This window comes from Pseudomonas sp. Z1-12, from assembly GCF_051132015.1.
GTDB lineage: Bacteria > Pseudomonadota > Gammaproteobacteria > Pseudomonadales > Pseudomonadaceae > Aquipseudomonas > Aquipseudomonas zanjanensis.
In genome coordinates this window covers 2,596,652-2,615,775 of the sequence record NZ_CP071647.1, presented here as the reverse complement: position 1 = coordinate 2,615,775, position 19,124 = coordinate 2,596,652, and the positions used below count along the sequence as shown (strand labels likewise).

At 61.9% G+C, this 19,124-nt stretch carries 15 protein-coding genes; 9 read left to right on the top strand and 6 right to left on the bottom strand.

Annotated features, from left to right (window positions below):
• Window positions 1-81 precede the first annotated feature (81 nt).
• The 4 genes from J3P85_RS11615 (at window position 82) to J3P85_RS11600 (ending at window position 5,549) form a co-directional block, all read left to right on the top strand.
• Complete coding sequence (locus J3P85_RS11615; protein WP_434705883.1) at window positions 82-2,493, top strand: TonB-dependent siderophore receptor; 2,412 nt, start codon at window positions 82-84, stop codon at window positions 2,491-2,493.
• A 64-nt stretch (window positions 2,494-2,557) separates the two neighbouring features.
• Entirely contained in the window at window positions 2,558-3,742 is a 1,185-nt protein-coding gene (locus tag J3P85_RS11610) for an ABC transporter substrate-binding protein (protein ID WP_186705846.1), read from the top strand.
• The gene (locus J3P85_RS11605; protein WP_411384946.1) at window positions 3,739-4,800 is read left to right on the top strand and encodes a FecCD family ABC transporter permease; all 1,062 of its coding nucleotides are present in this window, start codon (window positions 3,739-3,741) and stop codon (window positions 4,798-4,800) included. Before J3P85_RS11610 ends, J3P85_RS11605 begins: the two co-directional genes overlap by 4 nt.
• A complete protein-coding gene (locus tag J3P85_RS11600; protein WP_434705882.1) occupies window positions 4,794-5,549 on the top strand; it encodes an ABC transporter ATP-binding protein in 756 nt (251 codons plus the stop codon). Before J3P85_RS11605 ends, J3P85_RS11600 begins: the two co-directional genes overlap by 7 nt.
• A 43-nt stretch (window positions 5,550-5,592) precedes the next feature.
• Here J3P85_RS11600 and J3P85_RS11595 read toward each other — a convergent pair whose 3' ends face one another.
• Entirely contained in the window at window positions 5,593-7,554 is a 1,962-nt protein-coding gene (locus J3P85_RS11595) for a methyl-accepting chemotaxis protein (protein WP_434705881.1), read from the bottom strand.
• Window positions 7,555-7,825: 271 nt separating this feature from the next.
• Here J3P85_RS11595 and J3P85_RS11590 point away from each other — a divergent pair, with 271 nt between their 5' ends.
• Genes J3P85_RS11590 through J3P85_RS11580 form a run of 3 tightly spaced genes read left to right on the top strand, consistent with a single transcriptional unit; the run spans window position 7,826 to window position 10,651 of the window.
• Entirely contained in the window at window positions 7,826-8,623 is a 798-nt protein-coding gene (locus tag J3P85_RS11590) for a MipA/OmpV family protein (protein ID WP_434705880.1), read from the top strand.
• Window positions 8,623-9,309 carry a response regulator transcription factor gene (locus J3P85_RS11585; protein WP_186705841.1) on the top strand — a complete coding sequence of 229 codons (687 nt, stop codon included), beginning with the start codon at window positions 8,623-8,625 and terminating at the stop codon, window positions 9,307-9,309. The genes J3P85_RS11590 and J3P85_RS11585 overlap by 1 nt, the downstream gene beginning before the upstream one ends.
• A complete protein-coding gene (locus J3P85_RS11580; protein ID WP_434705879.1) occupies window positions 9,302-10,651 on the top strand; it encodes a sensor histidine kinase in 1,350 nt (449 codons plus the stop codon). The genes J3P85_RS11585 and J3P85_RS11580 overlap by 8 nt, the downstream gene beginning before the upstream one ends.
• Before the next feature lies 1 nt (window position 10,652).
• On the opposite strand, the gene J3P85_RS11575 is transcribed toward J3P85_RS11580, so the two are convergent.
• From J3P85_RS11575 to J3P85_RS11565, 3 genes are all read right to left on the bottom strand, one after another.
• Complete coding sequence (locus J3P85_RS11575) at window positions 10,653-11,117, bottom strand: ester cyclase (RefSeq protein ID WP_434706357.1); 465 nt, start codon at window positions 11,115-11,117, stop codon at window positions 10,653-10,655.
• Window positions 11,118-11,203: 86 nt separating this feature from the next.
• A complete protein-coding gene (locus tag J3P85_RS11570; RefSeq protein ID WP_434705878.1) occupies window positions 11,204-12,682 on the bottom strand; it encodes an APC family permease in 1,479 nt (492 codons plus the stop codon).
• Window positions 12,683-12,769: 87 nt separating this feature from the next.
• The gene (locus tag J3P85_RS11565; RefSeq protein WP_434705877.1) at window positions 12,770-14,263 is read right to left on the bottom strand and encodes an aldehyde dehydrogenase; all 1,494 of its coding nucleotides are present in this window, start codon (window positions 14,261-14,263) and stop codon (window positions 12,770-12,772) included.
• A gap of 236 nt (window positions 14,264-14,499) precedes the next feature.
• Between J3P85_RS11565 and J3P85_RS11560 the strand changes: the two genes are divergently transcribed.
• Window positions 14,500-15,231: a FadR/GntR family transcriptional regulator gene (locus J3P85_RS11560; protein WP_186705837.1), complete on the top strand. Its 732-nt coding sequence runs from the start codon at window positions 14,500-14,502 to the stop codon at window positions 15,229-15,231.
• 107 nt (window positions 15,232-15,338) lie between these two features.
• Window positions 15,339-16,082, top strand: a complete 744-nt coding sequence (locus tag J3P85_RS11555) for a PDC sensor domain-containing protein (RefSeq protein WP_434705876.1) — start codon at window positions 15,339-15,341, stop codon at window positions 16,080-16,082.
• A 132-nt stretch (window positions 16,083-16,214) separates the two neighbouring features.
• Here J3P85_RS11555 and J3P85_RS11550 read toward each other — a convergent pair whose 3' ends face one another.
• Together J3P85_RS11550 and J3P85_RS11545 are read right to left on the bottom strand one after the other, a co-directional pair.
• Window positions 16,215-17,471, bottom strand: coding sequence for an MFS transporter (locus J3P85_RS11550; RefSeq protein ID WP_434705875.1), 1,257 nt, complete (start codon window positions 17,469-17,471; stop codon window positions 16,215-16,217).
• 325 nt (window positions 17,472-17,796) lie between these two features.
• Complete coding sequence (locus J3P85_RS11545; protein ID WP_434705874.1) at window positions 17,797-19,050, bottom strand: OprD family porin; 1,254 nt, start codon at window positions 19,048-19,050, stop codon at window positions 17,797-17,799.
• Window positions 19,051-19,124: the final 74 nt, after the last annotated feature.

Genomic DNA, 19,124 nt, shown 5'->3' with positions numbered 1-19,124 from the left:
TGCCCTTGGTGATACTTTTTTTGATCTCAACTGGCAAAGAAAGGAATAACCATTTCATCTCGTCCATAGGGTCATCCATCCATGCTCGTTGCACGGCCCCTGCATTCGGATCGTCCGTCCAAGCTCGTCATGCGCAGTGTGCTGTTGAGCCTTGCCTTGGGCACGGTCACCGGGTCGTTCGCCTTGGCCGCCGTGCCCGCGCAACTGGAAGCCATTGCCCCCCGGGCCTATGACATCGCCCCCGGGCCGCTCGGCGCCGCCCTGTCGAGCTTTGCGATCACCGCTGGCATTGCCTTGTCGTTCCAGCCGTCGATCACCGAGGGGCTGCTCAGCCCGGGACTGTCCGGGACTTATCCGGCCGCGCAAGCGCTCACACGCCTGCTGGGTGACAGCGGCGTGGAGATGATTGCCCGCGACGATGGCAGCTACACCCTGGTGCTGCGCCAAGTGTCCCTGCCGGAGATCAACGTCGGTGCCGCCGGCAGACCCAATACCGACTTGCCACCCACCGACGCCAGCGGCCAGGTCGCCCGCGGCGCACGCCTCGGCCTGCTGGGCAACGCCGATGTGATGGATGCGCCGTTCAGCGTCAGCAGCTACACCTCGACGATGATCAACGATCAACAGGCGGTCACCGTGGGCGATTTGCTGGAGCGCGATGCTTCCGTGCGCGCCACTGGCCAGGCGGGCGGCATTGTCGACTCGTTCTTCATCCGCGGTTTGCCGCTGGGGGAAGGCAATCTCGGTGAGTTGGCGTTCGACGGTGTGTATGGCGTGGCGTCCAACTACCGGGTGTTCACCGATTACGCCGAGCGTATCGAACTGGTCAAGGGGCCTGCCGCCCTGCTGTATGGCATGTCACCCAACAGCGCCGTGGGCGGCGTGATCAACGTGGTCCCCAAGCGCGCCCTCGACGAGGACCTGACCCGATTCACCAGCCGCTACGCCACGGATTCGCAACTGGGCGGCCACCTCGACGTCAGCCGGCGTTTTGGTGAAGAGCGCCGGTTCGGGATCAGGTTCAACGGCAGCCTGCAGCAGGGCGACACGGCCATCGACAAGCAGTCCCGAGAGGTCGGTACTGGCGCCATCTCCCTGGATTATCAAGGGGATCGCCTGCGCACGAGCCTGGACCTGATCAATCAAAAGGAAGCCTTCGACGCCGCATCGCGGCCCTTCAGGATCGCCCCCGGCGTGCAGATTCCCTCGGCCGCCAACGGCCGGACCAGTGTCAGCCAGGATTGGGGCCGCTCCCAAACCCGGGACAAGTCGGCGTTGCTGAGTGGCGAATATGACCTCAGCGACCAACTGATGCTGTTTGCCCACGCCGGCGGCGGAAAATCCGAGGTCGAGCGCATGTCCGACCAGACCCCGACCATCATCAACGCGGCCGGCGACACGTCATCAGATCCCGGCTATTACCAATTCAAGGTCCGGCGCTACACCGTCGACGCCGGCGCGCGCCTGGGCTTCGACACCGGGCCGGTCAGCCACCGTGCGGTGCTGCAAGTCAGCCGTTATCGCGACGAGTTGTCCCGGGGCATTATTTCCGGCCCCGCCATCCTCTCGAACATCTATCACCCGATCGACCGGCCCCGGCCCAACCTCGCCGAACCCAACACCCCGAAAGTCTCCGAGAGCCAATTGTCCGGCGTTGCCCTGGCCGACACCCTGTCAGTGCTCGATGAACGCCTGCAAGTCACCCTCGGGCTGCGCAGGCAGAACGTCCAGTCGGAAAACTTCAGCACCACCGTTGTCATCCCGTCCTACGACAAAAGCAAAACCACGCCGCTGTTCGGTATCGTTGCCAAGCCCTGGGACCATGTCGCGCTGTACTACAACTACATCGAAGGCCTGAGCAAGGGCGACATTCCGCCGTCCGCTGCAACCAATGCGGATGAGGTTTTCTCACCCTACATCTCCCGCCAGCAGGAGATCGGTATCAAGCTCGACTACGACCGTTTCATGGCCACGCTGGCGCTGTTCCAGATCAAGAAGCCCAGCGGTGAATTGTCGAACAGGGTGTTTTCGGTCCAGGCCCAGCAACGCAACCGTGGCGTGGAACTGAACCTGTCCGGCGAGGTGGCCCGAGGCACGCGCCTGCTCGGTGGCGTGACGCTGCTCGATGGGGAGCTGACCCGCACTGCCGTGGCCGCCAATCGCGGCAACACACCGGTGGGCGTGCCCAAGGTCCAGGCCAACCTCTGGGCCGAGTGGGACACTCCGGGCATCGAAGGGCTGACGTGGACCAGTGGCGCGATCTTCACCGCCAGCCAGTACGTCGACCAGGCCAACACCCAGGCACTGGATGCCTGGACCCGCTTCGATGTCGGCGCCCGCTATGCCACGCGCATCGCCGAGCGGCCCACGACTTTTCGCGCCACGGTGCAGAACGTGTTTGACCGCGCCTACTGGTCAGGGGTCGCCTCCTATGGTGCGTTTTCCCAAGGCGCACCGCGCACGCTGCTGTTGTCCGCCACCGTTGATTTCTGAAACCCGCGGGCCGGGCTGGCGGTTTGCGCCGTTGTCCCGGTCGGCTTCTGTAAAGGCCTGAACCATGGTTACCGTTTTGCGTCATCACACGCTCGCCACCCTGCTGTTCGCCGGGTGGCTCGGCTTGTCGTTGTTTTCCCTGGCGCCACGCAACGCTGTCGCCGCCGAGACGGATCCGGCCCTGGGCAGTGTGACCGATCTGCTCGGGCGCCAGGTCAAGGTGCACCTCCCGGTCCGGCGGGTGATCCTCGGCGAAGGTCGCCAGTTGTACCTGGTGGCGGCGCTGGACACGCAAAACCCCATCGAACGTATCGTTGGTTGGCGCAAGGACCTGATCCAGTCCGATCCGGACACCTACGGCGCCTACCTGCGCAAATATCCCGACATCGCCAAGATCCCGACCTTCGGCGGATTCGAGGACGGCACCTTCGACATCGAGCAGGCGATTTCCCAGCGTCCGGATGTGATCATCCTCAATATCGAAGCCCAGCACGCCACCGAGGACGCGCGTTACATCGAAAAGCTCGACGCCTTGGGCATCCCGGTGGTCTATGTCGACTTTCGCAACAACCCGATGCAGAACACCGAGCCGACCATGCGCCTGTTCGGCCAATTGTTCGGTAAGCAAGCCCGGGCCGAGGCGTTCATCGACTTTCGCAACCAGCAGATTCGACGCGTCACCGACGTCATCGAGGCGCGCCACCCGGCCCGGCCAAAGGTCTTCATCGAACGCATCGGCGGCTACACCGATGATTGCTGCCTGAGCTTCGGCAACGAGAACTTCGGCCTGTTCGTCGAAATGGCCGGTGGCGACAACATTGCCAAAGGCATCATCCCCACCACGTTCGGCCAGTTGAACGCCGAACAAGTGGTGGTCGCCAACCCGGCGCAGGTGGTGGTCACCAGTGCCAACTGGGAAGCCTTTGCCCCTGGCGGCCATTGGGTCGGCGTCGGCCCGGGGGCGGACATGGCCCAAGCCAGGCAAAAACTGGCGTGGTACACCCAGCGGCCGGCCTATGCCGGCATCAAGGCTCAGGACGACCAGGCGTTCCACGCCATCTGGCACCAGTTCTACAACAGCCCCTATCAGTTCGTCGCCATCCAGCAATTGGCCAAATGGTTTCACCCGACGTTGTTTGCCGACCTGGACCCGGACGCCTCGTTCCGCCAATTGCACGAGCAGTTCCTGCCGGTCCCTTATGAACCGGGCTACGCCGTCAGCCTGCGCCAGGCCGAGGACAAGCCATGACCACGCTGAACGAAACCCTGGTGATGCAACGTGACACCTACCGACGCCTGGTGCTGCGCAAGCGCCTTATCCTTGGTGGCCTCGCGCTGCTGCTGATCTGCAGCGTGCTGCTTGACCTGGCCCTCGGGCCGGCGCGCTACAGCCTCGACGAAGTGCTCGGCGCGCTGTTTTCACCGGACAGCGCATCGCCCCAGGTCCGCGTGGTGATGTGGGATATCCGCCTGCCCGTGGCGCTGATGGCCGTTGCGGTCGGTGCGGCGTTGTCCCTGGCCGGCGCGCAGATGCAGACGATCCTCAACAACCCGCTGGCCAGTCCGTTCACCCTGGGCATTTCCGCCGCCGCCAGTTTCGGTGCGGCCATGGGCCTGGCGTTTGGCGTGGCCTTGTTCCCGTTGGCGGCGCAGTACATGGTGCCGCTGAACGCGTTCATCATGGCCATGCTGTCGGCCTTGCTGATCCACTTCCTGAGCCTGCGCCGCGGTGTCACCGCCGAGACCATCGTGCTGCTCGGCATCGCCCTGGTGTTCACCTTCAACGCGCTGCTGGCGCTGGTGCAGTTCTTTGCCACCGAGCAAGCCGTGGCCGCCGTGGTGTTCTGGACGATGGGCAGCCTGACCAAAGCCACCTGGCCCAAGCTCGGGGTGATCTGCCTGGTGATCCTGGTCACCCTGCCGATTTTCGCCCGGCGTGCCTGGGCCTTGACCGCGCTACGCCTGGGAGACGACAAGGCCGCGAGTTTCGGCATCAACGTGCGCAGCCTGCGTTTTCAGACGCTGATCATGGTCAGCCTGCTCGCCTCGTTCCCGGTGGCCTTTGTCGGCACCATCGGCTTCATCGGCCTGGTCGGACCGCACATCGCACGAATGCTGATCGGTGAAGACCAACGGTTCTTCCTGCCGGCGTCCCTGCTGACCGGCGCACTGATTCTGTCCGCCAGTTCGGTGATCAGCAAAACCCTGATCCCCGGGGCCATTTTCCCCATCGGCGTGGTGACGTCGCTGATCGGCGTGCCCTTCTTCATATCCTTGATTCTCGGCGGAAAGAAAAACTCATGGTAACGATCCGGCTGGAGAATCTCGGCGCACGCTACGGCCAGCGCACGGTCATTCGCGGCGTGACCACGGCAGCCTTTGTCGGCGGCCAGGTGGTGGCGGTGGTCGGCCCCAACGCGGCGGGCAAATCCACTTTGTTCAAGCGCATGGCTGGCTTGATCGACGGCCCCGGGCAAGTGGTATTGGAGGACTCGAAAAAGGGACCGCAGGGCATCAGCTACATGCCCCAGGGCTTGAACGCCAGCGCCCGATTGACGGTGTACGAGTCGGTGCTGCTGGCGCGCAAGCAGCTTACGCCGGGCTGGGTCGTCCACGATGATGAGCTCGAGTTGGTGGATGACATTCTCGCCGCGCTGGGCATCACCGAACTGTCGTTCCGTAATCTCGGCGAGCTCAGCGGCGGACAGCAGCAACTGGTGTCGATCGCCCAGACCCTGGTGCGCGAACCGGAAATCCTGTTGATGGATGAACCGACCAGCGCCCTGGACATGCACCGGCAAGTCCAGGTGCTGAACTTCATGCGGGCCCTGGCGCGCAAACGCCAGGTCATTGTGTTCATCGCCATCCATGACCTGAACCAGGCCCTGCGCTTTGCCGACCAGGTGCTGGTCATCGCCGACGGCACTGCCCAGGGCAGCGGCCCGAGCGCCGAGGTGATCAGCGAATCGATGCTGCGCAAGGTCTACAAGGTCGAGGCGCGGATCGAGCAATGCAGCCGCGGCGAGCGCCATATCCTGATCGACGATATCGTCTGAGCGCACACCCGGGCCATGCGTCGAAGGCCCGAGGTTGCAAGACCTAGGCGACCTTGAAGCGATTGACCAACTGTTGCTGGTGCTCGGCCAGGCGCGCCAGTTCCTGGCTGGTGATGGCCGTCTGCTCGGCGCCGGCACTCACCTGGATCACCAGGTCGTTGATCTCGTTCACGTTGCGATTGATGTCTTCGGACACCGCGCTCTGCTCTTCGGCCGCGGAGGCGATCTGGATGTTACGGTCGCTGATCGTCGCCACCCCCTCGGCGATCTCCACCAGCAACGCCCCCGCGCGCTCGACTTTGCTCGCCCCGTCCTGGGCCTTGTCCAGGGTCTGCCGCATGGACAAGGCCGCGCGATCCGAACCGGCCTGCAGGTTGCTGATCATCTGTTGAATGTTGCCCGTGGACTCCTGGGTCTTTTGCGCCAGGGTGCGCACTTCGGACGCGACCACCGCAAACCCGCGACCATGGTCACCGGCCCGCGCCGCTTCAATCGCCGCATTGAGCGCCAACAGATTGGTCTGTTCGGCAATGCCGCGAATCACATCGAGCACCGAGGAAATGGCATCGCTTTCCAGCTTGAGATCACCAATGATTTGCGCGGTCTCCTCGGCCTGCCCGGACAATTGGCGGATCAGCCCGATGGTGCTTTCGATTTCCACGCGCCCTTGAGCCGTGCTGAGGTTGACCTGTTGCGACATGTGCGCCGCATCGTTGGTACTTTGCGCCACCTCGCGCACCGTGGCACTCATCTGATTGATCGCCGTGGCCACCAGCTCGGTGCCTTGGCGCTGTTGCTCGACACTCATGCTGGTCTGGACCGTCACCGTGGAAGACTCTTGCGCGGCGGTGGCCACTTGCGCCGTGGCGTTGCCGATTTCCTGCACGATCTCGCTGATCTCCTGCGCCATGCGATTGAGGTTGCGCGAGATCTGGCCGAACTCATCGCGGCCTTCATAGGTGGCCCTGGCGGTGAGGTCACGCTGTGCCAGGCCGTTCAGGGCCTGGTTCACATCGCGCACCGCCAGATCGATCAGGCGGATGATCACATACGACAACGCCGTCACCGCCAGCAGCGCCACGACGACCGCAGCGACGGTCAGCCACAACGCACGACTTGCTTCATCGCGGCCGTGAATCGCCAAGCGGCTGATGCTTTGGCCGAGGGCGTCTTCCACCTGGCTCATCATATCGATGCGCTGAGTGGAGAGTTCAAACCAGGCCTCTGGCTTGATGCCCAGGGACTGGCCCAATGGCACTTCGAAAGCCAGGCGCTGCAACTTACCGACTTCGACCGCAGCGGGCTTGAGCATCTGCTCGGTGAACTGTTGAAGCAAGACGGGTTGGGCCTGTCGGCGGAACGCGTCGGAATACGCAGAGAACTCACCAAGATTGCGGCTAAAGCGCGACAACAAGGTCTCATCGAAACGATCCTGGCTGAATACCAGGCCCAGCACGACCCGTTCGCGTCCGGCCCGCTCTTTCATCTCGATAAACTGATTGAGGGCATTGAGCGCATGAACAATGGCGGCGTTGTTGATCGTCGCTTCCAAAGAGTGGGTATAGCCCATGAGCGCTTGAATGATCTCGGTATAACGAACACCGGATTCGGTGCTGCTGATACCCAACTTATCCACTTGCCCACGAATGACGGGCAACTGGTCCAGTGCCTGGAGAACATTGTCCAATTGCGCACTGTCCGACCCAGACAACCCGCGCACCACCTTGGCCGAGGCATTGGAATCCTGGCGCGCCAGGGCCATCCGTTCGCCCATGGACTTGCCGCCGCTGCCCAGGAAAACCCCGCTGGCGCCGCGCTCGCGCTGCAATACCGTGATCAGTTGACTCAACTTCTGTGCCGTGGCGCTGGCGGCGACCGTGGCGTCCATATCGCGCAGGGTCTTGTAGTTGTCCACGATAAAGACGCCGGCCAAGGACAAGAATCCCAACAGGGGAAGTAGCAGGATCAATAAAAGTTTCAGACGCAGCGGTGCATTCCTGAGCATTTCCGTTCAAGCCTCATTTCATATTGAATTAGTGACGCGTGAACTTGTTGTAGGAAGGCTTTTATACACGCTGACTTGGCGCGATCTTAGCGCAATACCAAATAGCCATCACCCCTGATAGAGCGCTGCCTGGCACTTATAACGGCAATGACGCGGGCATTTCGATTTGCCTTGATCAGGGTCAGGCTTTCGACAAATAACGGTAAGCATCCGGTAAGGGAAAGTGCTCAACGATAGGCGCGTATTTCATCCTGTCCCGTTGGAGCACTCCATGCATTTGCTGCGCTTAGCCGTTTCAACAATCCCGAGTGTGGTCCTGCTCGCCGTAGCCAGTTCGGCGATCGCCGCACAGGCCGCTGAACCTGAAACCGCCGAACCGTCTTCGTCCTGGGGGCTGGGAGTCGGCGCAATCAGCAGCCAGCAGCCCTATACCGGCATCGATCGTGACAACAAGGCGATCCCGCTGATCTACTTCGAGAACGAATACTTGCGGGTGTTCGGCCCAAACGCCGAGGTCAAGCTGACACAGCTCGAACTCAACGACACCCAGCACATCGATTTCAGCCTCGTGGGCCAGTACGACTTCAGTGGTTATGATGCCGATGACTCACGGGTCTTCGATGGCATGAGCGACCGTAAAAGCGGCTTCTGGGCCGGCGCCAAAGTGCAGTGGCGCACCGACTGGGTGGACGTGCACGCCGAGTGGCTGGCGGATGCATCGGGCCATAGCGACGGCCAACGTTTCAACCTGGGTCTGGAGCGATCCTGGCGGCTCGGCGACCACATCACCCTCACGCCCCATGCAACGGCGATGTGGCAGGAAAAAAAATACGTCGATTATTATTTTGGCGTGCGTGACAGTGAAGCGCGCATTGATCGCGCGGCCTATGATGGCAAGTCTGCCCTCAATACCGAGTTTGGCGTCCGGGGAAACTATATGTTCGATCAGCACCACTCTGTGTTCCTCGACCTGAAGGCGACGCGCCTGGACAGCGAAATCAAGGACAGTCCGCTGGTAGACCGTTCTACCGAAAACAGCGCGCTGTTCGGCTACCTGTACCGCTTCTGATGAGCCGCATTCTGCTGGTCGAGGACCACGAACGCTTGGCACAGCTGGTCTGCACGGGACTGACGAACGCCGGGATTGCCGTCGATGTGATCAACCGCATGGATGGCGCGTGGGCGGCCATCCAACGGGTGCCCTACCAGGCGTTGATCCTTGATCGCGGCTTGCCAGACGGTGACGGGCTCGTCTTGTTGAAGCGTCTGCGCAGCGCCGGGCTTGGCCTGCCTTGTCTGGTGCTGACGGCACGGGATGCCTTGCATGATCGGGTACAGGGGCTCGATGCCGGTGCCGATGACTACCTGCCCAAGCCGTTCGCCATGGATGAAATGATCGCCCGTGTACGGGCCTTGCTACGAAGGCCCGTGGACTGTCGTCCTCTCGCACCCAGCCATGGTGACCTGAGCCTGCAACCCGATACAGGCCTGCTGTACTGCGCGGACGAGAGCATCGCCCTGGCACCGGCGGAAATGCAGATCATGTTGCTGCTGTTGCGCAAGCCCGGTGAAATCGTCCGCCGCCCCCACATCGAGGCGGCAGGCTGGGGCTTGAGCGAAGCAGTCACGCCGAACGCCCTGGACGTGGCCCTGCACCGTATCCGCCGCAAGCTGCTGGCCATCGGCTCGCGCCAACGCATTGTCAACGTGCGAGGTCTTGGTTATGCGCTGCGCCAGGTCGACGTGGTTGAATAGCCTCAGGTTCAAGGTGCTGCTGGCTTACATTGCCGGCGTGGCGCTGAGCATCCTGCTGATCGTGTCGGCGGTGTTGGCCCTGGCCACCTCACAGAGCGACATCCTGTCGGTCACGAACATGGCCGAACGCACCCAGGAGCTGGCGGAAAAACTCCAGTTCGATGCTGGCGGGCGCCCGGTGGGATTCGATCACAGTGAGGCCGATCGGGCCTGGACCTATGAAAGCATGCGGCAGGAGATCGGCTACCGCGTGCTGGACCTTTCGGCAAACGTGGCCCTGACGTCCACCGATGCGACTTTCTGGCCTGCGAGCACCTCGGTGCGTCCGGAAGAGCTGGGACAATTCAAGTTCGAGCGCCAGGGCATCCTGATGTATGGCGCCACCGCGCCGGTCGAACACGACGGCCAGACCTGGTTCCTGCAACTGGCCGCCAGCGAACGGCTGATGGACCTCTTCCATGGGGCCTTCGCGTTGCCCTTCATGGGCGCCGGCATCGTCCTGTTCAGCCTGCTACTGCTCTTCGTCTTTGGCGCCTGCGCCTATGTCATCCTCGGCTACACGCTCAAGCCCTTGCGCGAGGTGTCCGAGTCAGCCGCGGCCATCTCGCCACGCTCCCTGCATTCACGGCTGCAGGTCGACCGCGTGCCGTCCGAAGTCGTGCCACTGGTGGACAGCTTCAATCGGGTCCTCCAGCGCCTGGAAAATGGCTACCGGATCCAGCAGGAATTCCTGGCGACCGCGGCGCACGAACTGAAGACGCCGCTAGCACTGATACGGGCGCAGATCGAATTGATGGAAGACAGCCAAGGTCGCAATGCGCTCCTCAACGATGTGGCCCACATGACCCGTCAAACCCAGCAACTGCTGCTCCTGACCGAAGCCAGTGAAGCCCAGAACTACATTTTTGCCGCCGTCGAACTGACAGACGTCGCCAAGGAGGCCATCGAATATTTGCAGCGCATGGCCGAAGCCGTCGACGTACGCCTGGTGCTGGCCGAGGATTGCACGGGCGTTGGCCCTTGGCAGGCTGATCGCAGCGCCCTCTTCACGTTGCTGAAGAACCTGCTGGAAAACGCCCTCCAACATGCTCCTCGAGGCACCGAGGTTCGACTGGAGATCGGCAGGGATTACCTGCGCGTACGCGATTGGGGCCCCGGGGTTGATCGGGAGCAACTGCCCCAACTGTTCGTGCGCTTCTGGCGCGGGGCCCATCGCCGCGACCATGGCGCCGGCCTGGGTTTGACGATCTGCCAGGAAATCGCCCAGGCCCATGGCTGGACGCTCTCGGCCACGAGAGCCGAGCCAGGTTTGCTGCTGCAGCTGTCCCGACGGGAACCTTGATCTACCAGCCGAGCTGCTTGTTGAAACCCAGGGCGTCATAGTAGTCGTGCTGCGTGAGAATCTTGCCCTCCTTGAGCCGGATGAAACTAACCCCCTTGAAGCTGAGGGGGCGCTGGGTGGCCGGCGTCTCGGTGCTCCAAGGCCCGGTATTGTGCCCCTTGAACTCCCATTCGAAGGCAATGCTGTCACCGTTGACGATCGGCTCGCCCAGCATCGTCCATTGCAGATCCGGCACTGCGCGCATGAACACTTCGATCACCTGGGTCTTGGCATTTTCCCGGCCCACCTGCGGTGTTCCCACCGAGGCGTCGAGAAACTCACCGTCCTCGGCGAAGTACTTCGCCGCAGCCTCCGCATCACGGGCGTTCCAAGCCTTCATGTAGTCATGGATCACGCCCAGGGTATCGTTTTGACTGGCCGCCATAACCCCATGGCTGGCCAGCATCAGGAGCAACCCAAACAGCATCGAGTGGATTCGAGACGTCATAAAATGTTCACCTTTTCTCATCAGAGGAATTTGCCTGCCGCGCCCGGCGGCAGGCCGTGATGTTCCTAGGCTTTTTTCCAGGCATCGGACGCCGGAGCGGTACCCTTCTCGTAGGGACGAAACACGACCATGTAGACGAGGCCGACGAGAATCACGATGGCGCCGACCAACACGATGCCGTAGTTCACGTACCAAGGCGCATCTGGCGTACGCGGCCAGGACATATTGACGATGGCGAACAAGCCATAGCAGAGCGCAGCGATGTTCACCGGCCAGCCCCAACGTCCCAAGGTGAACTGGCCCTTGGGTGTCCAGCCCCGGAGACGGGCATACATCACTCCCCCGACGATCATCTGGAACGCCAGGTAGATACCGATGGCGGCAAAACTCACCACCAGCGCGATGGCGTTCTGAAGATAAAAGCCGACACACACGATGATTGCCGGCAGCACCCCGCAGACCATCAGGGCGGCAGTCGGCACATGGGTCGTCGGGGAGAGTTTCTTCAGCACACCACTGCCCATGAGCATTTCGTCTCGAGCGTAGGCATACAACAAGCGGCTGGCAGATGCCTGCAAGCTCAGCACACAGGAAACGAACGAGACCGTGATCACCGCCATGACCACACGGGACATGACCGGACCGAACGCCGCGCCAAATATCGTGGCCATGGGATCCTTGTCCTGCCCGGAAACAACGGCGGCAATATCAGGCACGGCCAGGATCAAGGCCAGGGCGGCGAAGATCGAAGCAGCACCGCCGATCCAGATCGTCATTCGCATGGCCTTGGGGACCTGGCGGCTAGGATTGGGCGTTTCCTCGGCGACATCGCCGCAGGCTTCAAAACCATAGTAGAGGAACATTCCCGCCAGTGACGCGGCCAGGAAGGCCGGCCAGTACTCCCCATCGATGGAAATATCGAACGTGTCGAACAACACGCTCAAGGGCTGGTGGCGCTCGAAAACCAGCAAATAGCCGCCGATCAGCAAAGCCCCGACCAGCTCACACAGAAAACCGAACATCGCCACCCGCGCCAGCAGCTTGGTGCCGCTCAGGTTCAGGACCGTCGCGGCGGCGGTCAGGACCAGCGCAACCAAGGTATTAGTGACCGGCGACGACTCGAAACCCAGCAGGTTGGCAATGTAGGGACCAGCGCCCAAGGCTACGGCAGCAATGGTCACGCACAAAGAGATGGCGTAGATCCAGCCGACCATCCAGGCCCATTTTTTCCCCACCAGGCGGCGAGCCCACGGATAGACACCGCCGGAAATGGGGTACTGGGACACCACTTCGCAAAAAATCAGACACACCAGCATTTGCCCGAACCCCACCAGCAGGTAGGACCAGAACATCGGCGGCCCGCCCGCTGCCAGGCACAGGCCGAACAACGTATAGACGCCGACCACTGGCGATAAGTAAGTAAACCCGAGGGCAAAGTTCTGCCAGAGGCTCATGCTACGTTCGAAATTCGAGGTGTACCCCAGGGCACGGAGTTGCTCCGCGTCCTGGTCCACGGCTGCCGTGGAGCTTATCGAGCTGTTCATTGCGCCATCCTTCAAAAAGGAATTCGTTTGAGTAAGCGTCAAGCAGGCAGAGCCATCCCGCCCGTAACGTGGTTCACCGGAAATGCCTCAGAGCTGAATCCAGGTGGCCTTGATCTCGGTATATTTATCAAAAGCATGCAGGGATTTGTCGCGGCCATTGCCGGACTGTTTGTAGCCACCGAACGGCGCCATCATGTCGCCGCCGTCATACAGGTTGACCCAGACACTTCCGGCGCGAAGAGCCCGGGCCATGGTGTGGGCGCGCGACAGGTTGGCCGTCCAGACGGCCGCCGCCAGCCCATAAGGCGTGTCGTTGGCGATGCGCACCGCATCCTCGGCTTCGTCGAACTCGATCACCGACAGCACCGGGCCAAAAATCTCTTCCCGGGCAATGTTCATCCAATTGCTGACGTTATCGAATAGCGTCGGCTCCACGTAGCTGCCACCGCTGTCCTCCAGCGCCACGCGTCCTCCCAGCAACAACTGGGCGCCTTGATCCTGTCCTTGCCGAATGTGGTGCAACACTCCTTCCAGGTGACGTGCGTCCACCAGCGCACCGACATTGGTGTCGGGGTCCAATGGATGGCCTGGCTTCCAGCTTTTCATGGCCTCGACCACCATCGGCACGAAACGCGCCTTGATGGAAGCCTGGACGAGCAAACGTGAACCGGCGGTGCACACCTCGCCCTGATTGAAAGCTATGGCGGCCGCTGCCGCTTCGGCGGCTACCTGTAGATCAGGGGCATCGGCGAAGACAATGTTCGGACTCTTCCCCCCCGCCTCCAGCCAGACCCGCTTCATGTTCGACTCGCCTGCATATACGAGAAGTTGCTTGGCCACTCGGGTGGAACCGGTAAACGCCAGCACATCAACGTCACCGTGCAAGGCCAGGGCCTTGCCCACCGTGTGCCCATAGCCTGGCAGCACATTGAGCACACCGGCCGGCAACCCTGCTTCCAGGGCAAGCTGCGCGATACGAATGGCCGTCAGCGGCGAACGCTCCGAAGGCTTGAGAATCACCGAATTACCACTCGCCAATGCCGGCCCCAATTTCCAGGACGCCATCATCAATGGGAAATTCCACGGCACGATGGCAGCGACCACCCCGACCGGCTCCCGCGTCACCAGCCCGAGCTGATCAACCGCCGTCGCGGCCACCTCATCGTAGATCTTGTCGATGGCTTCACCGCACCAGCGAATGCTGTCGATGGCGCCGGGCAGGTCGACCGCCAGCGAGTCGGCGATCGGTTTGCCCATGTCCAGCGTTTCCAGCAGTGCCAGCTCTTCGGCATGGGACTGCAAGAGGTCGGAAAAACGCAGCATGACCGCCTTGCGCACTGCCGGTGCCTGACGCGACCAAGCGCCGGAGTCGAATGCCGCCCGGGCGCTGGTCACGGCCAGCTCGGCGTCCGCGGCATCGCAACTTGCAACCAGGCCCAACAATCGCCCATCCACAGGACTCACGCATTCGAAGGTTGCGCCTGAACTGGCAGGCCTGTACTGCCCGTCGATAAAGGCACGGCCCTCGATGTCCAGCGCCTTGGCTCTGGCTTCCCACTCTACTCGGGTCAAGTGACTCATGATTGAAGTGCTCCTGGGTTCGGATGAATGCGATCTCGGTTTGCTTAAACATATGGAACCATATCTTTTAATCCATGAGAACCCCAGGAAAACCAAATTCCGGCAGGTTGTTTTGACTTCAACGCCTTTTCATCCCTAGAATTCCGCGCCAATGGCCGCTGAAAATGCCTTTGAACTATGAAATAGAATTTTTTTGAGTCCAGGCGTCGACGGCGCCGCCAATGAATGAAACGACCATGAGCCCTACATCGAGCCTCATACGCCTCAATCAGGAAGGGAAAACGGAATCGGTCACCCGCCGCCTGGTTGAAATGATTGACCTGGGGTTGCTGGTCGAAGGTGAACAGCTCCCCAGCGAAAGTACCCTGGCCACCCAACTCGGCGTCGCCACGGTCACCCTGCGCGATGCGTTGGCTGCCTTGCGAGAACGCGGGGTCATCGAAACCCGTCGTGGGCGCAACGGCGGCAGCTTTATCTGCGCCGCCCCACAAACCACCGATCAAGCCTTGTTCGATCAACTGCGTGAAATGAGCACGCTTGAATTGCGTGACTTGGCCGATGAGCACGCAGCCATTTCCGGCGCAGCCGCCCGCTTGGCAGCCCAACGTGCCGGGCCCGAGCAACATGCGCGGCTGGGTGGCTACATCGACGCGCTGGCCAAGGCACAAGAACGGCTGGAGCGCCGACGTGCCGACGCCAGGTTCCACATCGAAATTGCCGTGGCGTCGCAGTCGGTGCGGCTGACCCACAGCGAGGCCCGCTTACAGGCGGAACTGGGGGAGTTGTTATGGTTGCCATTTGATGAGCAACCGGATCCCCAGGTGATCGAGCGGGAACACCGGGCGATTCTGGAGGCCATTATTGCGAACGATGCCAATCTGGCCGGGGCCCTGGCCGAAGCCCATGTCGCTCGCGGCGTCCGGCGCTTGACCGCCATACGCTTGCAGCAGATGGCGCAGGATGCCTGATGACTGGAACAGAACTTGCTGAACAACTGACTCCAAACACCACCCGACAGCCTGTTCGTGTCGCCAGCCAACACCGCACTGTCCCTTCCGGGGCATGAGTTAGAGCCATGGATAACGAAATGTCAGCAAATGGGTTATCCCAATGCGCAACGTTGATCAACGCTTCCATTGGTAACGTCTTCAAGGGTCTCAACGACCTGGGCGCCCAGGTATCGAGCATTTGGGAACGGCAACGGTGCAAGACCAAGCGACCCAATCAACGCGACCTCAAGCCATTGCTGGCTGGCGTCCGACAGATTCTCGATTCCGAAAGCCTCAAGTTTCATGGCGCCGGCGTGGTCTTCGCCCCCGGTGAACTGGAAGATTGCGAGATGCACCTGCAGTGGTGGTGCCGGACCCAGAACGAACACATCCAGCCTTTGCAGCTGAATCTCGATAGCCGTAGCGATCGTTTCTACGATTACTTGCACATGCCGTGGTACACCCGTCCGCAGCAGACTCGCCAGCCTTCCATAGACGGTCCTTTCGTCGACTTGTACGGCACCGAGCAGTACATCGTCGCCTTTTCCGTGCCGATTTTTTTCGATGATCGCTTCATTGGCGTCGCCGCCGCCGACATCTCCCTGCACTCATTGGAACCTTTGCTCGTTCGCAGCCTGATGAGAGTCAGCAATGAAGCACTGTTGCTCAATGCCGAGGGTCGAGTACTGGCCGCCAATACGGCGAGTTGGTTGGCCGGCGATCTGACCCGGGGCGTGCTGAACCAGGACATGGAACAAGGGCGCGTGTTGAGCCTCATCGACACGTCGTCCTATTGGAGCGTGGTGGAGCGGCCGGTACCCAGGCTCTGATTGCCGGGCGTTTCGATTTCCCCTGTGGTAAGCAAGTCCTCCTGTGGGAGCGGGCTTGCTCGCGAAAGCGGTGGGTCAGCTTGCATCCACTTTGATTGGGCCAAGCTCACTCCACAGGGGTGATACGCGGTCTCAGGCAATCCCGCCGTCAGGCACCGCAAGCGTGCCGGGCTGTGAAGCGCGGCTTGGCCGGAAAGTCTCGGGCATCGCCAGCAACAGGCCGAACGCCAAGGCGGCAATCGCTGCCAGGGTCAGGAATGCAGCGCTGTAGCCAGCCCCCTGCACGACGAAGCCGGCCAAGCTGTTGCTCAACGCGGCGCCCAGCCCGAACACCGTCGACAACACCCCGAGGCTGACGTTGAAACGCCCGGTGCCCTGGGTCAGGTCCTTCACCACCAAGGGAAACAGCGCGCCAAACAGTCCGGCACCGATACCGTCCAGCAGTTGCACCGCCACCAACCAGTAGGGGTCGTCCGAAAGCACATACAGCACACCGCGGATGGGCAGGATCAGGAAGCCGGCCAGCAACAACGGCTTGCGGCCCCAGGCATCGGCCTTGACCCCCACCAGCCACGCCATGGGCACCATGACCAGCTGCGCCGCAACGATACAGGCCGACGTCAGCGGCGTGGCCAGGTGCACGTTGGCCTGGGCCAGCTTCTGGCTGACCAAGGGGAGCATCGCCGCGTTCGCCAGGTGGAACAGCCCGCAGCACATGGCGAACAACAGCAGCGTGCGGTTATCCAGCAACACCCGCAGCGCCGAAGGTACCGGGCCGTGGACCACCTGCCCCGCCTCCAGCCCTCGGGCCACGTCATGGTCGATGGCCTCGGCGGACACGCAACTGACCGCCACGATGCTGGCCAAGGCCATGGCGGCCATCAGGTAGAACACCGCGATGGGACCGAACAGCCAGGCGAACCCACCCGCCAGAAGCGCTGCGCAGGCATTGCCGGCGTGGTTGAATGTTTCGTTGCGCCCGGTGCGCCGGGTAAAGGCCTTGGCGCCGGTAATGCCCAGGGAAATCGCCGCGATCGCCGGCGCGAAGACCGACGCCGCCACCGCGCCGAGTGCCTGGGTCAACGCCACCAGGCCGAAGGACGACGTGAACGGCAGCACCAGGCAACCGAGCGTCACCAACAAGGCCGCCACGGCCACCACGGCACGTTTGCTGCGCACCCGGTCGATCAACGCGCCAGCCGGCGCTTGGGCAACGAGCCCGGCCATCGCCGCCACCGTCATCACCACGCCGATACTGGCCGGGTCCCAGCGATGCACCGCCAACAGGTAGATCGCCAGGTACGGGCCCAAACCATCGCGCACATCCGCGAGGAAGAAATTCAGGCCATCCAGGGAAAGGTTGTTGCGTCGGTCTTGGTTTCGATCCACAGCGGCCTCGACGAGGGCTTTGCCCAAAGATAATTGGCGCCAAGGTGTACGGTCACACGAGACGACGGTTTGCGCCCTGCGTCACCAACGCTGCGTGACGGGGCGCGCGAAGCATCCTACCAAAAGGTTGTACTGTTCACTTAAGAGCGCTGATAAATCCGTGGCGAGGGAGCTTGCTCCCGCTGGGTCGCGAAGCGGCCCCAAAACCTGCCGAACGCGTAACACAGACACACCTCACCCGCCGGCTCACGGCTGCTTCGCAGCCGAGCGGGAGCAAGCTCCCTCGCCACAGGTCCGTCGTTGTTTCTTGAGTGAACTGCACGCCCTACCAAAGCGCGATGTCGTAGGTGAAGTAGATCCGATTACTGTCACGCCCCCGTGAAAAGTCCGAGCGATAGACGTAGTTTCGCACCTTCACCCCCAGTCCCCTGAACGTGCCCTGCTGCACCACATAAGCGATCTCCGCGTCACGTTCCCACTCTTTGACCGTGGTGTTGGACTTGCCGTCGTTACCGCTCAGGTAGCGGGTGGAGAATGTCAGGCCCGGCACACCGAGGCGCGCGAAGTCGTAGCCGTAACCGAGCATCCAGGTCTTCTCGTCTTCCTCGATGAACTTGCCGATCCCGACGTTGCTGAAGGAATACACCGTGGCGCCACTGATGTAAGGCAGGCCCGCCTCGCCGCTGAGGGTCTGGTAACCGGCACTCAACGTGTGGCCGACAACGGCGTAGGACAGCGACCCGCTGAGCATGTCGTTGTCGATCTTGCCGCCGTAGGCCGAACCCGAATCGACGCTGTTGAAATAGCGCAGGTCGCTGGTCAGTACCCCGGCGCCCAAAGGCAGATCATGCTGGATGCCAGCAAAATTCTGTCGATAGAAATTCTCCAGCTCGCCATAGAAGTAGCTCAGGCGGACGTTCTTGCCCAGCTTGTAATCGGCGCCAGCATAGCTGAAGTCACCGGACTCATCGCCGCCGTAGCCATCGGGCACGATGGGCATGCTGTCGCTCGAATCCCGCAGCTTGAAACGCTCCAGATGCCCGCCGGTGAGGGTGAGGTTATCGATGTCATTGCTGCTGATCTGGGTGCCTTGGTAGGTCTGGGGCAACAGCCGCGCATCGTTGTAGATCAGCACTGGGGTCTTGGGCAGCAAGGTGCCGTGCTTGAGCGTGGTCTTGGCGAACCGGGCCTTGGCGGCTATACCCGCGCTGGCAAACTCGTCGGCGGCGCGACCGTCGTCATGCACTGGCAACAGGCCGGTGCCGCTGCGGCCACGCCCGGAGTCGAGCTTGACCCCGAGCAGGCCCAGGGCATCGACGCCGAAACCGATCGTGCCCGGTGTAAAGCCTGACTGGTAATCCAGCAGGAAACCCTGGGCCCATTCGGTGCGCTCACTCTTGGCCGCCCTCGCCGCCCGTGCGCTCATGCCGTGCTCATCGCGGAAATTTTCGTTGAAATAGACGTTGCGCAATTGCAGCTTGAGCTTGCTGTCGTCGATGAAACCTTCGGCGCTGGCCGAGGCCAGGGGCAACAGGCCAAGGAGTGGAAACAAAGCCCCGCGGGTAAGCAAAGTGGTCATGTCGAGCTACTCGTTGTTGTTATTGGGCGTGCAGGCCGGCGCACACCCCTTGCGGGGCGTATCAGGCAGACAGC